This is a genomic window from Candidatus Saccharimonadales bacterium, assembly GCA_035945435.1.
In the GTDB taxonomy this organism is placed as follows: Bacteria; Patescibacteriota; Saccharimonadia; order Saccharimonadales; family DASZAF01; genus DASZAF01.
This window is the reverse complement of sequence record DASZAF010000001.1, coordinates 1-12,808: the sequence shown is the minus strand read 5'-3', so window position 1 is coordinate 12,808 and position 12,808 is coordinate 1. Positions and strand designations below refer to the sequence as shown.

Below are 12,808 nucleotides of genomic sequence, written 5' to 3'. Positions count from 1 at the left end.
CGTAGGCCTCTTTTCGGGTGCATGGCCTGAGGTGACGGAAACGCTCATCTTCGTGATCGTTGTTGGTGTATTCCGGATCGTAGATAAACGACTGCTCGGCGATGATACAAGCTGTGCTGATGCCGAGTGCATAGTAGGCCTGACCGTTCCAGCCACAGTCACGCTGAGCCAGATAGTCGTTAACAGTGATGATGTGAACGCCTTTACTAGCGAGAGCATTGAGGTATGCGGGCAGTGTAGCCACCAAGGTCTTTCCTTCGCCGGTCTTCATCTCCGATACATTGCCTTCATGCAAGACCATGCCGCCTATCAGCTGGACATCGAAGTGACGATTGCCAATTGTTCGCTCGGCTGCCTCACGCATCGCGGCGAAAGCTTCTGGCAGAATGTCATCAAGAGTGGTTTTCTTGCCTTCAAGTCGCTCTCTGAAAACCACCGTCTGCTTCTTGAGCTCCTTGTCGCTCATCTTTTTGTACTTGTCTGCGAGCACATTGATAGAGCCCACTCTTTTCTTAAGGCGACGGAGGATCTTTGCTTGGGGGTCACCAAGTATCTTGATGAGGACACGGTTCTTCATTAACTACTCACTTCCTACTTCTGATTCGTCTCGGCGTAAAATCCGCCGAAGGCGGTTGGTAATCTGTCCGCGAGGTATACGGCTCTGCTTAATAGCTCTCTCTTTATAACGACGCAACTGGTTCTGAAGCTTAGTCTCTACAATATCAACCGCAGCGAACATATTCAATGTGGCTTCGTTGGCCGTCAGCTGATCGTTCGGCAGATAGAGAATGGCTTCGCACTCATACTTATTACTGGCAGACTTTGTGGTCTTCTCACGTAACTTCACGGCCGCGTGTACAGACTTGCGAGCATGTCTTGGGGTGTAACGATCGAGTTTGCCAATCTTCTTGTTGATGTACTTCTTAAGGTCGTCCGTCAACTCAACACCCTGGCTCGCAACGTCTATATTTTTAATCATAAGACCTTTTTCCCATTCATATATGACTGCAGGACTCCTGGGACTTTTACCGTCCCATCTTCCTGCTGAAAGTTTTCAATGATGGCAAGAAGCGGCCTTTGTGAAAGTGCGGTGGCATCGTTTGTGTGAGCCAACTCGACTTTCCCATCTTTACGCCTGACACGGGTCTTCATGGCTCTCGTCTGATAATCAGTGATATGGTCTGCCGTATGGCTTTCGCGATATTTGTCTTGTCCTGGCAGCCATACATCAAGATCGACTCCTCGGGCATTCGGTTTGCCAATATCAGCCGTGCACTTCATAAGCACCCTGTACGGAAGCTCGAGCTTCTGCATCAGGTGTTCTTGGATCGCTATATGAAAGAGATGTTCGTCAAGCGAAGTCTCGGCAGTTGTGAAGCTTTCCATTTCCAACTTGTCGAACTGATGCATCCTCAGGACGCCTTCCATATCTTTGCCATATGTGCCGGCCTCACGCCTAAATGCCGTTGTATAGCCGACGTACCGGAGTGGCAGACTATCCTCATCGATAATCTCGTTGATGTACATCGGCGCTAAGGTGTGTTCAGCGCTAGCGTTCAACCAGAGATCATCTTCCTCAGTCCCAGCCCTATAGGTCTGTTGTTCACTATCCAAGCGGCCTGTTGCTTCGTAAACCTCGGTCTTGGCCATTGCAGGTGGTAGCGTGGGCTTAAATGGTTTGGTGCTCACCTTAAGATTGTTCTTCTCAGCAATCTCTCTTAAAACGTTCTCGTCAGCTAGCTGATCCATAGCGAAGCTCATCATGGCCCATTGCAGCCTAACCATGTCTCCCATAATGTAGGCAAACCGTGAACCGGCCACCCTGGCAGCTCGCTCTTTGTCTATCCAACCACGTGGTTCACCAATCTGCCAGTGAGTCTTTGGTTTAAAGCTAAACTTTGGTATATCGCCAACGGTCTTGGCAACAACATTCTCATCTTCGCTTGAGCCTATTGGAACGTCATCCAAGGGCATGTTGGGCACCTGATAAAGGAGGGCGTTGAGCTCTTTACTAACTGATTTCAATTTTTCCTCAAGAGCACTAATAGACTCTCTCAGCTGCTTACCCTTAGATAGAGCCTCGTCTGAGGGTTTATTTCCTTTAAAACCTTCAGCTAGCTGGTTACGCTCATGGCGAAGTGGTTCGATCTGAGCCAATAACTTCTGATGTCGCGTATCAAGCTCTACGAGTCGATCGACGTCAACTTCGTAGCCCTTCTGTTTTGATTTTGTCTTTACCAGTTCGGGGTTTTCACGGATAAATTGAATACTTAGCATGGCAATATTCCTTCTCTTAGTAAGGTGGGTTTTGTCTGAAACGGTATGTGAAAGTAACAATCGGCTCAAAGCCGACCTGAGCGAAAACTGCCTGAGTAAACAAACACCGTCATTACAGATTAATAATAGCAGACTAACCTGCCTTTGTTAACTCTGCGGAGGCGAAACAGGACAGCCACGAAAGCCGTGTTTTTTAACGAAATTCTGGTGAAACTCCTCAGCCCGATAGAACGTATCGGCCCCCTCTAGAGTCGTAACAATTGACCTTCTGAAGTGGTGATTGTCTGCCAGTTGTTGGATGACTTTCTTGGCGGTTGTCTTCTGTGTCTCGTCGAGGTAGAAGATAGCCGAACGATACTCATCTCCCATGTCGGGCCCTTGGCGGTTGAGCTGAGTCGGATCATGCATATAGAAAAAGTGTTGGACTAGCTCCTCGTAACTGACGACGTCAGGATCAAAGATTATTCGGATAGACTCGGCATGGCCAGTCCTACTAGTGCAGACATCTTCATAGGTCGGGTTTTTGGTGTGGCCACCTGTGTAGCCGACTTCTGTCTCAAGGACACCTTTGACCTTATCGAAATAGTCCTGGACACCCCAGAAGCAGCCAGCTGCGAAGATAGCAGTCTCTTTACCCATCTATTCCGTCCTTAAAGCTTCTATTGGATTCATCTTACTAGCCTTCCAGGCAGGCGCCAAACCGGCTAAGGCTGCGACGAGCATGAGGCCGATAACAAGGGCTATTATCGGTTCAGGCTTGAAGACAAGGAGATTACCACCGAGGTTAAGCCGGTTGTTGATCCACGGATTAGCGTACAGGGAGATAACATAAGCTAACACGATGCCAACTACACCACCCCAGAAACCGATCCAAGCAGCCTCAAAGACAAAGAGGCCAAGTACTCCTCGAGCACTCATACCAAGAGCCTTCATTAGTCCAATCTCTTTGGTCCGCTCCAAGACACTTATCAGCTGGGTATTGATGATGCCAAAGACTGAAACAAGAAGTGCCAAGGCACCAAAACCGGCCACCGCATACTGGATGATATTAATAACCGACGTGATCTGGTTGGCCAGATCCTTCGCGCTCTCGGCAGCATATGGGCCTTGCGCTGCAACAGCATTGGCAGTGAGAAGCATTGAGACATCATCGGTCTTCTTGGCATACGCAATCGCAGCCGGAAACTGCTCATCGCCGAGCTGCTGACCTGTTTGAAATGAATAGGCCTCTTGAGACGCCGACTCAGATATAAGAATGTCACTCGTCCCTCCAAAGAGGCCCGAGGAAGTCTGCGATATGGCGACTACCTTATACTGCTGATCTAAACCCTGACCGGCATCGTTGACGTAGTGGACTGTAAACATCTTACCTAAAATCGATCTGTTGTCTGGGCCCAGCTTAAGGATAGCCGCATACGCTTGTGGTATGACGGCTTGGTTACCTTCCAGAAAAGTCGGCACCTTACCCGCTATTATCCGATATTTAGCACCTATTTCGTCGCTCTGAACCTGTACATCGTACTTATTCGCCCCGCTTGCTGTCACATATGACGGGGTGAGGCTGAGAGCTGGAGCCACTCTCGTTATATTACCGGCATTGGCAATTTTCGGTAGATCAGCAGAAGTTAGCAGGTTCTTGCTTGAGCTAGACTGGCTAGGGTTATAGCGCTGAGGTTTGTTATTACCAGAAAGAGCATTAATCGTTTGGGAAGTATCTGACTTAACGACATAGATGATGCTCGGGTTGAAATTGGTGCTAATAAGACGATTAGTAAAGTCTTTCGCCCCTTGACCAGCGGCGAGTGTGAGGGCTAGAGCCAGAGCGCCAACTGAGATAGCTATGACGGTCAGAATCGTTCGCGCTTTAGCTAGTCGCAGACTACGACCACTTCGCCGAAGCCCGTCGCTAATATGCATCTACTCACCCTCCTTGCCAGTCGTGACCGCCTGTTTGGAGTTCTTTGCAGATGAAGTGTCCTTAATTGATACCAGTTTCCCGTCTTTAAGCTGGATCAGTATCTGACATCTAGCAGCTAGTTCGTGATCATGTGTCACTACAAATAAGGTGCTGCCTATCTGTTTGTTGAGTTCAAAGAGAAGATTAACGACTTTGGCACCGGTTGCGGAATCAAGATTTCCAGTCGGCTCGTCGGCAAAGATGATTTTTGGCTCGTTAACGATAGCCCGAGCGATAGCTAGTCGTTGCTTCTCACCACCCGAGAGCTTACCTGCTCGAACGTTAACCTTATCCTGCATATCGACTCGCTCAAGGGCCCAGAGGATCTTCTCTCGGCGCTTATTATAAATCGTCTGTCGTATCTCTAACGGTAGGGAGACGTTCTGATATAGGGATTCGTTTGCTTCGACAAAGAACGATTGGAAGATAAAGCCAATATGGCGGTTTCGGAACTGATCAAGCTCTTTTCCCCTAAGCTTAAAGATGTTCTTTCCTTCTATAATGACTTCCCCGTCATCCGGCCGATCTAATCCTGAAATAAGATGCATAAGGGTCGATTTGCCTGAGCCCGACTTGCCAACGATTGCCACGGTGCTTCCTTCGGGTACTTCGAAGGTTACGTCATCAATCGCAGTGAAGCGGTTGTGGCGAGGGCCGTAACTTTTGGTAGCGTGTTTGACTCGAATCACGCTCATCTCCCCTAAATATCTCTTCTAACTATGGAGTTCTAGGAGTTAAAAATCAAGTTAACCTGACCTGGCCAAAGCAACGATGTTTCCATTTATGGTCGCTTCCGATAAGATATAGGCAAATGGCTACACTACAGGAACTGCGCAACGAGCGCTTACGCAAACTTGAAGAGCTCAAGAAGTTGGGCGTTGACCCTTACCCCGCGAACGCTGCGCGTACTCATACACTAGCTCAAGTCACCAAAGACTTCACCAGCCTGGAAGGTCAGGAAGTCAGTGTCGTTGGTCGAATCATAAATATCCGCAAGTTTGGCAAGATTGCTTTTATAGTCGTCAAGGACGCCAGTGGATCTTTGCAGCTCTTTCTTACGGAACAAAGTGTTCAGCCGCTCAAGGCTGACGAGAGTCGGCTTGGTCTCAATGAGTTACCTCTTCTCGACGCAGGTGACTTCATCCAGGCTACTGGTAGAGTTATCAAGACCAAGACCGGTGAAGTTTCAGTTGACGTAGCTAAATTACGACTCCTAACTAAGAGCTTACGTCCAATGCCCTACACCCCTGATGGGCTCACCAATAAAGAGGAGCGTTTACGTCGTCGATATATCGATATTAACGTTAACCGAAACGTTTACGAGCGCTTCATCTGTCGAAGCAACTTCTGGCAAGCGACACGACAGTTCCTGCTTGAGCACGATTTCGTTGAGATTAATATCCCTGTACTTGAACACACCACGGGGGGGGCCGATGCTAACCCATTCGTTACACACATGGACGCCCTCGATCAGGACTTTTACCTTCGCATCAGTCACGAACTACCCCTCAAGCGCCTGATCGGTGCTGGGTATGAGAAAGTTTTCGACATCGGTCCACGCTTTAGAAACGAGAATTATTCTGACGAACATCTTCCTGAGCACGTCGCTATGGAATGGTACTGGGCCTATGCTGATTGGCAAGATGGTATGAAGTTTATGACAGAGATGTTCCGCTACGTTATCGAGAAGACATTCGGTACTCTCAAGTTTAAGCTTGGCCACTTTGACGTCGACCTCTCACAAGAATGGGAGCAGTGGGATTATGCCGAGACGGTCAGGAAACACTACGGGATCGACGTCTACAATTGTACCCTTGAGGAGGTCAAGAAGGCGCTTGCTGATCATAAACTAGAAGTCGAACAGACCGAAAATAAGGCCCGAGGCATTGATAAGCTCTGGAAGAATATCCGCAAAGATATTGCCGGCCCTATCTGGTTGATCAACACACCCCTCTTTATCAGCCCGCTCTCTAAGAAGAATCCATCTAACCCAAATGTTGTCGAGCGTTTCCAGCCAGTTATTGCTGGGACCGAACTTGGCAACGGCTGGAGTGAGCTTAATGACCCGATCGATCAGCTCAACCGCTTCGTCGAACAGCAGAAGATGCGCGATGCAGGAGACGATGAGGCCCAGATGTTGGATATTGACTACGTTGAGATGCTCGAATACGGTATGCCACCTGTCTGTGGATGGGGAAACTCTGAGCGTGTTTTCTGGATCTTTGAAGGCGTAACTGCCCGTGAAGGCGTACCATTCCCGCAGTTGCGACGAGAAGTAGACGAAACAACCAAGAGTATTTACGGGAATATCGTCAAATAGATCTAAGCTATGTGCTTGATCTCGAAAGAGATGCTGCCAGAAGGCGTCTTAATCTCGGCGCTCTGTCCGACTTTCTTGCCGATCAGTGCCTGACCGATTGGCGATTCATCAGATATCTTCTTCAGAGCCGGATCGGCCTCAACCGAGCTTACGATGGTATACTCGACTTCGCCCTTAGGCCCTTCAAGGGTAACAGTGCTACCGACTGCCACAGTGCCTTTCTTAGGAGCGCCTTTAAGGACACTGGCATTCTGAAGAATGTCTTCAATTGCTGCAATTCGTGCCTCTACCTGGGCCTGTTCGTCCCTGGCGGCATCGTACTCAGCGTTCTCGCTAAGATCACCGAAGTCACGTGCAGATTTAATCTTCTCAGCAATCTCGCCGCGGCGCGCTTTTAATTCGGCAAGTTCTTTGCCTAACTCGTCCCACCCTGCTTTGGTTAACTGATAATCTTTCTTCATAATAAGACCTCGGATAATCTAATGTCTTCTCCACAAACTAAACATCTCATCAAACAGAATCAACTCATCTTGTTTTTAAAGACGTCGCGTTAGTGCCTAAACCGATGTGCAAAATTATACCACACTTCGCTCGCCTCAAGAAGTGTGATTAATCACCCTCTGGAGAATCGCTTCTCTATCTAGAAGCTGTGAGTCAGTCTCTGTTCGTTTTTTGTATTCGTATTTCGACTCAGCTAATGTCCTATCGCTGACAACGACTCGATGTGGAATGCCGATGAGGTCAGCATCAACCATTTTCTCGCCGGGGCGAAGATCGCGATCATCATAAAGAACATCTACCCCTGCTTTTTCTAGCTCAATATGTAGCTCATCAGCCATCTTAATGACTTCAGGATTGTCACCGAATCTGAGTAGCGTCAGGGTGAATGGCGCAACTACTTCAGGCCACATGATGCCTTTGTCGTCATGGTGAGCCTCAACGATGGCAGCCATAGTCCGACCGATTCCGATGCCGTAGCAGCCCATATAGTACTTCTGGCGAGCACCTTTTTCGTTAGTAAACTCGGCGTCATGCATGAGGTTGCTGTAGTGATAGCCCAGTTGGAAGATGTTCCCGACTTCAATACCCCGCTTCTCAATCAGTTCTCCACCCCGAGGGCTGTGCATGCCTGGCTGAGCCAGAGCAATGTCGGCTTCAATATCGGGTTTATAGTCGCGTTCAATATTGATATTAAGAAGGTCGCCGTGTTTCTTGTTATTGCCTCCGTAAGCGTTGCGGATTGTCCTCAACGACTTATCGGCAACTATGACAACCTCGTAGCCACTCTTAGCCCCTTTCTTGGGGAACTTAACCGGCGATATAAAGCCTGGTTCGCTGCCAAGATCTTCACAAATCTCTTCAGCGGTCGCAGCTCGAAGGTCCCAAGCACCTGCGACCTGCATTAACTTGGTCTCATTGACGTCGAAGTCACCCCTTATAATGGCCAGGATGTAACGCTTAGTTGCCTCGTCAAAGAAAAGGACGTCTTTGATCTGCTGCCAGAGGGGTAGACCGTGCAGTTTGACGCCGTCTTCCATGGTCGTACCACGAACCGCTTCGATCTCTTGGAGTTCATTGAGCTCGTCACCCACGTTTTTATCCTCGACGCGGAAGACTGCGACGTCTTCGTGTGCCGCATAACCATTCTCTTGATCTATAAAGTAGCGGCTCTCCCCCACTTCTGACTCGCTGACAAACTCATGACAATACTCCCCGCCGATATAGCCGTTGTCTGCGGCCACAACGTCGGTTTTAAGCCCTAGCTCATCAAAGATACTCAGGTATGTGTTCCACATCTGCTGATAAACATCCTTGAACTGCTGCTCTGTACCAAAACTGTAAGCATCCTTCATCACGAATTCGCGAACTCTCAGCAGACCGCCACGAGCCCTAACTTCATCACGAAACTTCATCGAGAATTGGTAGATATTAAATGGTAAGTCCTTGTAACTAATATTGAACTTACGAACCAGATCGACTGCCATCTCTTCGGCCGTTCCACCAAGCGCAAATTCCGCCTCCCGACGGTCTTTAACTTTCATTAGCTCGAAGCCGGTGGTTGTTGTCCGGTTGGTCTCTTTCCATAGCTCAATCGGATGAAGAACAGGCATTAGAACTTCCTGCCCGTCTGCGGCATTCATGTGTCTACGAACAATGCGAATGATCTTCTCGTGAACCCTGATACCGAGCGGTAGAAAGAAGTAACGACCAGCCGTTGATTCACGGATATAGCCAGCTTGAGTCAGCAGCCGGCTTGAGGGAATGGTATTGTCGCTGCCCTCTGTTTTAGACGTTCCACCAAATAACTTAGTTGCTCTCATTATGGTAATTCCTTCCAGCCATACACGATTCTTACATCATCATATATGACTAGGCCGTTAAAGCACAGACGTGGTGGCTGAAAACAGCCCTTGACCGGGGCTGTCTGTGATCGATTATAAGTTTAATATGACCCCGGCTGCTAACTAGGCAGCGGGAGCGGTAGATAGGTTTTACTAAGATGGAACAAAGTAACCATAGCTCGCTCATGGTACACCGAAGTTAGTAATCTGTCAAAAGAATGACTGAAAGAGGTGATAAAGCGCAATGAAGGCAATGAAGTTTTTGGTGGCATGCAGAAGAATGCCAGGCCAGAGACTTTCGGTTTTGATACGCAAGAAACACAAGAAGCAACTAAGCGTAAAAGTATCAATACCAACATTGAGTTGTCCGTGAGCTGCTCCGAAGATCAAACTGACGAGAATGACAGCAATGACGGCAGGGAATCGTTTGCGCATGCCCTGGAGCAGAAAACCCCTAAAGAGTGTCTCTTCAACCAATGGTGGGATAATAACAAGCGACACGAAGACAGCGGTGAGTTCCAAAACTGAGCTATGAGCGCTACCAGTAAAGCCCGTATTCTGCTGTTGGGCAATATTGAAGCCGTGATACAGACTCGAGACAATCTCAGTTAGTGCCGCCGAGCAGATGAAATAAATTGGTAGCGTTAAAAGCGCGTAGCCGATATAGCGGAAGTAAAAGTGATTTAGACCAAGTTGTTTAAAGCCGATGTTGTATCTTTTCTGCAGAACCATCCTGAGTAGGATCAAGGTGATGGCAATCGAGCCAGCATACATGTAGAACTGCTGGAGGTCCTGATTCGGCATATTCCAGTGTGTAAGGTACGCAATCTCGGCGATGACGAACATCGGGACGACGAAGATGAGAAACCCAATCCAGAGAGCTGTCCAGGGTCCCCATAACTGTTTCTTTGCCGGTGGTTCGGCCGATGGGTACTGCGGATGATTAGAGGAAGTGTCTGACATCGACGACCGTCAACAGTACGATTAATCCCATTAGGACCGCGAACGCATATCCTTGGATACGTTCCTCGACTTCTTCGGTCAGTCGTTTTCGACGTAGCCTATAAAGTAGCATCACGAAGAGCCTTCCCCCATCAAGAGCAGGAATCGGCAGGACATTCATAACAGCCAATGTTAGAGAGATGACTGCGATCAGATAAAGCATGAGGCTGACGCCTTGGCTACTGACATCTTTGAGAAGGACGACGATCCCGACTGGCCCAGCCACGTTCTGGCCGGCGTCAGAGATCCGGGTTCTGGCCGTTGCACGCTGGTGAGCATTCGGGCTAAGCGACTGGAAGAGGCCGGTACCCAGATTATCGAGAACGTCCCAAAGCCCTTGCAAGGTTAATTTCGTTAGCTGGGCTGTCAGACCTACACCGACAATCGGAGCCGACCAAGTCGAACGTTGAATAACGTGGGAGAGTGGCACGACACCCAAGTAGCCCTGGTTGTCCTTGTCGATTTTATTAAGAGTAGCGGTCGTCGTGTGGATAGTGTCGCTACGTGAATAGACGATATCTACTTTTTTACCTGCATCACGATGAGTCAAAGCCACTAGTTGATCGGTGCTTGTCACACTAGCCGATCCAACCTTTAGCAGCTGATCACCCACCTTGAGCCCACTCTTTGCGGCCGGTGAATGTGAGGTGATGTCCGAGACCAAGATGACGTTGTTGATAACCTTCGTGTCACTCTTAACCGTAAACTGATTGCCGACCAGCTGGGGTATCCCGGTTAAGGCCAAAACTGTGAAGATAACGGCAGCTGTTATCCAGTTAACGGCCACCCCGGCCAGTAGAATCTTCGCCTTTACAAAGAATGATGAACCGCCGTAAGTACCCGGGCCCTTATCATTATCATGTTCGCCCTTTAGTCTAACGAAGCCTCCGATTGGTAAAGCGTTAAGTGAAAAGACTGTTTTGCTCTTTTTCAGAACCCGCTTCCATAATCGCGGCGGAAAACCAATACCAAACTCTTCAACGACTACCCCATTACGGTGAGCAACGATAGCGTGACCCAGCTCATGAACAACGACGAGTAGGACAAATAGAATTAGGCCGATGATGAATATAACTACTGTCACGCTGTCCCCTTATACATACTTATCCTGAAAGTATACTTACAAACGGTTACACTGTCATGATTTCGGCTTCTTTAGCCTTCATCTTTTCATCGAGTGTCTTCTGTGACTTGGCAACGATGTCATCCATGGCTTTCTCGATCCGGGCGTAATCGTCTTTAGAAATCTGTTTGTCCTTTTCTCCTTGTTTGGCATCTTTCAATGCATCGTGCCGCACACTTCGGATCGCGATACGACATTCCTCAACTTTCTCAGAGAGCTGCTTGACGATTGCCTGACGGCGCTCAGCATTGAGTGGTGGTATTGGGATACGGACTACTCGTCCGTCGTCGCTCGGGTTGAGATCTAGAAGTTGATTGTCACGAATAGCAACCACGACTGCTTGCAGATTGGCTGGATCAAATGGAGCTACTTGTAGTAATTGAGGTTCTGGTGAGGTGATCGTAGCGATCTGGTTTAGAGGCATCCGCGTACCGCCGTATACTTCGGCAATTACACCGCTGAGCATACTCGGGTTGGCTCGACCAGTTCTTAACTTTTTTATCTCATCTTCAAAGTGCTGCAGAGCCTGTTGGATCCGCGTTTCATAAGAGTCTGTATTAAACATACTTTCAGTATACCAAAGATGTGGACAGACTTTTAAGCAGAGACTACACCGAGCTCAATTCGCGCCATCTGTCCGACGACGATGTTCTCGCCTAGCTTGGCGATAACTTCTTTGATAACGTCGTTGACGGTCTTGTTCTGGTCTTTGACAAACGGTTGTTCTAGTAGGCAAAGTTCACCAAAGTGCTTTTTGACCATACCTTCGACGATCTTTGGTACCATATCACCAGATTTGCCCTCGCCTTGAACTTTTTCGGTGAATTCAGCTGCCTTCCGTTCGCGCTCAGCCGCTGGGATACTATCAGCACTAACATAAGCTGGGTTCATAGCAGCAATGTGCAGAGCTAGGTCATGAGCAAGCGTCTTGAATTCATCGGTACGAGCTACGAAGTCCGTCTCACAATTAAGTTCGACGAGAACACCTACACGACCACCATGGACGTAGGCTTCAACTAATCCCTCACGGGCTTCGCGCTCACCACGCTTTTCGGCACGAGTTAGGCCTTTTTTGCGCATCTCTTCGAGAGCTTTATCAAAGTCGCCATTGCTATCTACAAGGGCTCTCTTGGCTTCAGTCAGACCAACACCGGTCAGATCTTTGAGGCGCTTGATCTCTTCTACGGAAATGTCTGCCATTACTTACCCTCTCCGTTGCTCTTACGCTTGGCTAGGCCTTCCAGAGCCGCCTCCTTGGCATAACGAGTAATGAGCTGTAATGCCTTGATCGCGTCATCGTTGGCAGGAATTGGATATGTAACAAGTGTCGGGTCGGCGTTAGTATCAACAACACCGACGATAGGAATGCTCAGCTTGCTAGCTTCACGTAATGCCAAGGCTTCATCGACAACATCCACAATAAAGAGGGCGCCAGGCATGCCATTCATGTCTTTTATACCACCTAGTTTGTGGTTGAGCTCGTCAATTTCTTCCTGGAATCGCTGAACTTCTAGTTTTGCGTAACGACTGGCTAATTCGCCATTCGCCATTCGCTCCTCAAGATCTTTGAGTCGCTTAATGCGAGACGAGATCGTCTTATAGTTGGTCAGCATCCCACCCAACCATCTCTCTGTTACGTATGGCATTTTTGCTTCAATAGCCGCTTGTTGAACAATATCTTTCGCCTGACGTTTGGTACCAACAAACAAGACTTGTCTACCCGATGCAACAGTCTCCGTGATAAACGGCAAAGCTACTTCAAGACCCTCAATTGTCTTGTTTAGGTC

At 48.5% G+C, this 12,808-nt stretch carries 14 protein-coding genes; 1 reads left to right on the top strand and 13 read right to left on the bottom strand.

Annotated features, from left to right (window positions below):
* The 6 genes from VGS28_00070 to VGS28_00045 all read right to left on the bottom strand — a co-directional run.
* Positions 1-577: preprotein translocase subunit SecA (locus tag VGS28_00070; GenBank protein HEV2412193.1), on the bottom strand; the 577-nt coding region annotated here is incomplete at its 3' end.
* Positions 578-580: 3 nt separating this feature from the next.
* Positions 581-979: a ribosome-associated translation inhibitor RaiA gene (gene raiA, locus VGS28_00065; GenBank protein HEV2412192.1), complete on the bottom strand. Its 399-nt coding sequence runs from the start codon at positions 977-979 to the stop codon at positions 581-583.
* A complete protein-coding gene (gene serS, locus VGS28_00060) occupies positions 976-2,277 on the bottom strand; it encodes a serine--tRNA ligase (GenBank protein ID HEV2412191.1) in 1,302 nt (433 codons plus the stop codon). Before serS ends, raiA begins: the two co-directional genes overlap by 4 nt.
* 147 nt (positions 2,278-2,424) lie before the next feature.
* On the bottom strand, positions 2,425-2,916 hold the full coding sequence (msrA, locus tag VGS28_00055; protein HEV2412190.1) for a peptide-methionine (S)-S-oxide reductase MsrA: 492 nt from the start codon (positions 2,914-2,916) through the stop codon (positions 2,425-2,427).
* Positions 2,917-4,194 (bottom strand): FtsX-like permease family protein, encoded by a 1,278-nt coding sequence (locus VGS28_00050; GenBank protein HEV2412189.1) that lies wholly within the window; start codon positions 4,192-4,194, stop codon positions 2,917-2,919.
* A complete protein-coding gene (locus tag VGS28_00045) occupies positions 4,195-4,923 on the bottom strand; it encodes an ABC transporter ATP-binding protein (protein ID HEV2412188.1) in 729 nt (242 codons plus the stop codon).
* Between the two features lie 122 nt (positions 4,924-5,045).
* Between VGS28_00045 and lysS the strand changes: the two genes are divergently transcribed.
* Positions 5,046-6,554 (top strand): lysine--tRNA ligase, encoded by a 1,509-nt coding sequence (lysS, locus tag VGS28_00040; protein ID HEV2412187.1) that lies wholly within the window; start codon positions 5,046-5,048, stop codon positions 6,552-6,554.
* A gap of 2 nt (positions 6,555-6,556) precedes the next feature.
* On the opposite strand, the gene greA is transcribed toward lysS, so the two are convergent.
* The 7 genes from greA to rpsB all read right to left on the bottom strand — a co-directional run.
* Positions 6,557-7,015 carry a transcription elongation factor GreA gene (greA, locus tag VGS28_00035; GenBank protein ID HEV2412186.1) on the bottom strand — a complete coding sequence of 153 codons (459 nt, stop codon included), beginning with the start codon at positions 7,013-7,015 and terminating at the stop codon, positions 6,557-6,559.
* Between the two features lie 135 nt (positions 7,016-7,150).
* On the bottom strand, positions 7,151-8,875 hold the full coding sequence (locus VGS28_00030) for a proline--tRNA ligase (GenBank protein ID HEV2412185.1): 1,725 nt from the start codon (positions 8,873-8,875) through the stop codon (positions 7,151-7,153).
* A 231-nt stretch (positions 8,876-9,106) separates the two neighbouring features.
* Positions 9,107-9,859: a type II CAAX endopeptidase family protein gene (locus VGS28_00025; protein HEV2412184.1), complete on the bottom strand. Its 753-nt coding sequence runs from the start codon at positions 9,857-9,859 to the stop codon at positions 9,107-9,109.
* Positions 9,840-10,982 (bottom strand): site-2 protease family protein, encoded by a 1,143-nt coding sequence (locus VGS28_00020; protein ID HEV2412183.1) that lies wholly within the window; start codon positions 10,980-10,982, stop codon positions 9,840-9,842. Before VGS28_00020 ends, VGS28_00025 begins: the two co-directional genes overlap by 20 nt.
* 46 nt (positions 10,983-11,028) lie before the next feature.
* Entirely contained in the window at positions 11,029-11,586 is a 558-nt protein-coding gene (frr, locus tag VGS28_00015) for a ribosome recycling factor (protein ID HEV2412182.1), read from the bottom strand.
* Positions 11,587-11,618: 32 nt separating this feature from the next.
* Entirely contained in the window at positions 11,619-12,221 is a 603-nt protein-coding gene (locus VGS28_00010; protein HEV2412181.1) for a translation elongation factor Ts, read from the bottom strand.
* Positions 12,221-12,808: 30S ribosomal protein S2 (rpsB, locus tag VGS28_00005; GenBank protein HEV2412180.1), on the bottom strand; the 588-nt coding region annotated here is incomplete at its 5' end. The genes VGS28_00010 and rpsB, both read right to left, overlap by 1 nt.

Excerpts from the sequence above, each read along its gene's own strand:
- raiA (HEV2412192.1), bottom strand. The coding sequence starts at position 979 with ATGATTAAAAATATAGACGTTGCGAGCCAGGGTGTTGAGTTGACGGAC.
- serS (HEV2412191.1), bottom strand. The coding sequence starts at position 2,277 with ATGCTAAGTATTCAATTTATCCGTGAAAACCCCGAACTGGTAAAGACA.
- msrA (HEV2412190.1), bottom strand. The coding sequence starts at position 2,916 with ATGGGTAAAGAGACTGCTATCTTCGCAGCTGGCTGCTTCTGGGGTGTC.
- VGS28_00050 (HEV2412189.1), bottom strand. The coding sequence starts at position 4,194 with ATGCATATTAGCGACGGGCTTCGGCGAAGTGGTCGTAGTCTGCGACTA.
- lysS (HEV2412187.1), top strand. The coding sequence starts at position 5,046 with ATGGCTACACTACAGGAACTGCGCAACGAGCGCTTACGCAAACTTGAA.
- greA (HEV2412186.1), bottom strand. The coding sequence starts at position 7,015 with ATGAAGAAAGATTATCAGTTAACCAAAGCAGGGTGGGACGAGTTAGGC.
- VGS28_00030 (HEV2412185.1), bottom strand. The coding sequence starts at position 8,875 with ATGAGAGCAACTAAGTTATTTGGTGGAACGTCTAAAACAGAGGGCAGC.
- VGS28_00025 (HEV2412184.1), bottom strand. The coding sequence starts at position 9,859 with ATGTCAGACACTTCCTCTAATCATCCGCAGTACCCATCGGCCGAACCA.
- frr (HEV2412182.1), bottom strand. The coding sequence starts at position 11,586 with ATGTTTAATACAGACTCTTATGAAACGCGGATCCAACAGGCTCTGCAG.
- VGS28_00010 (HEV2412181.1), bottom strand. The coding sequence starts at position 12,221 with ATGGCAGACATTTCCGTAGAAGAGATCAAGCGCCTCAAAGATCTGACC.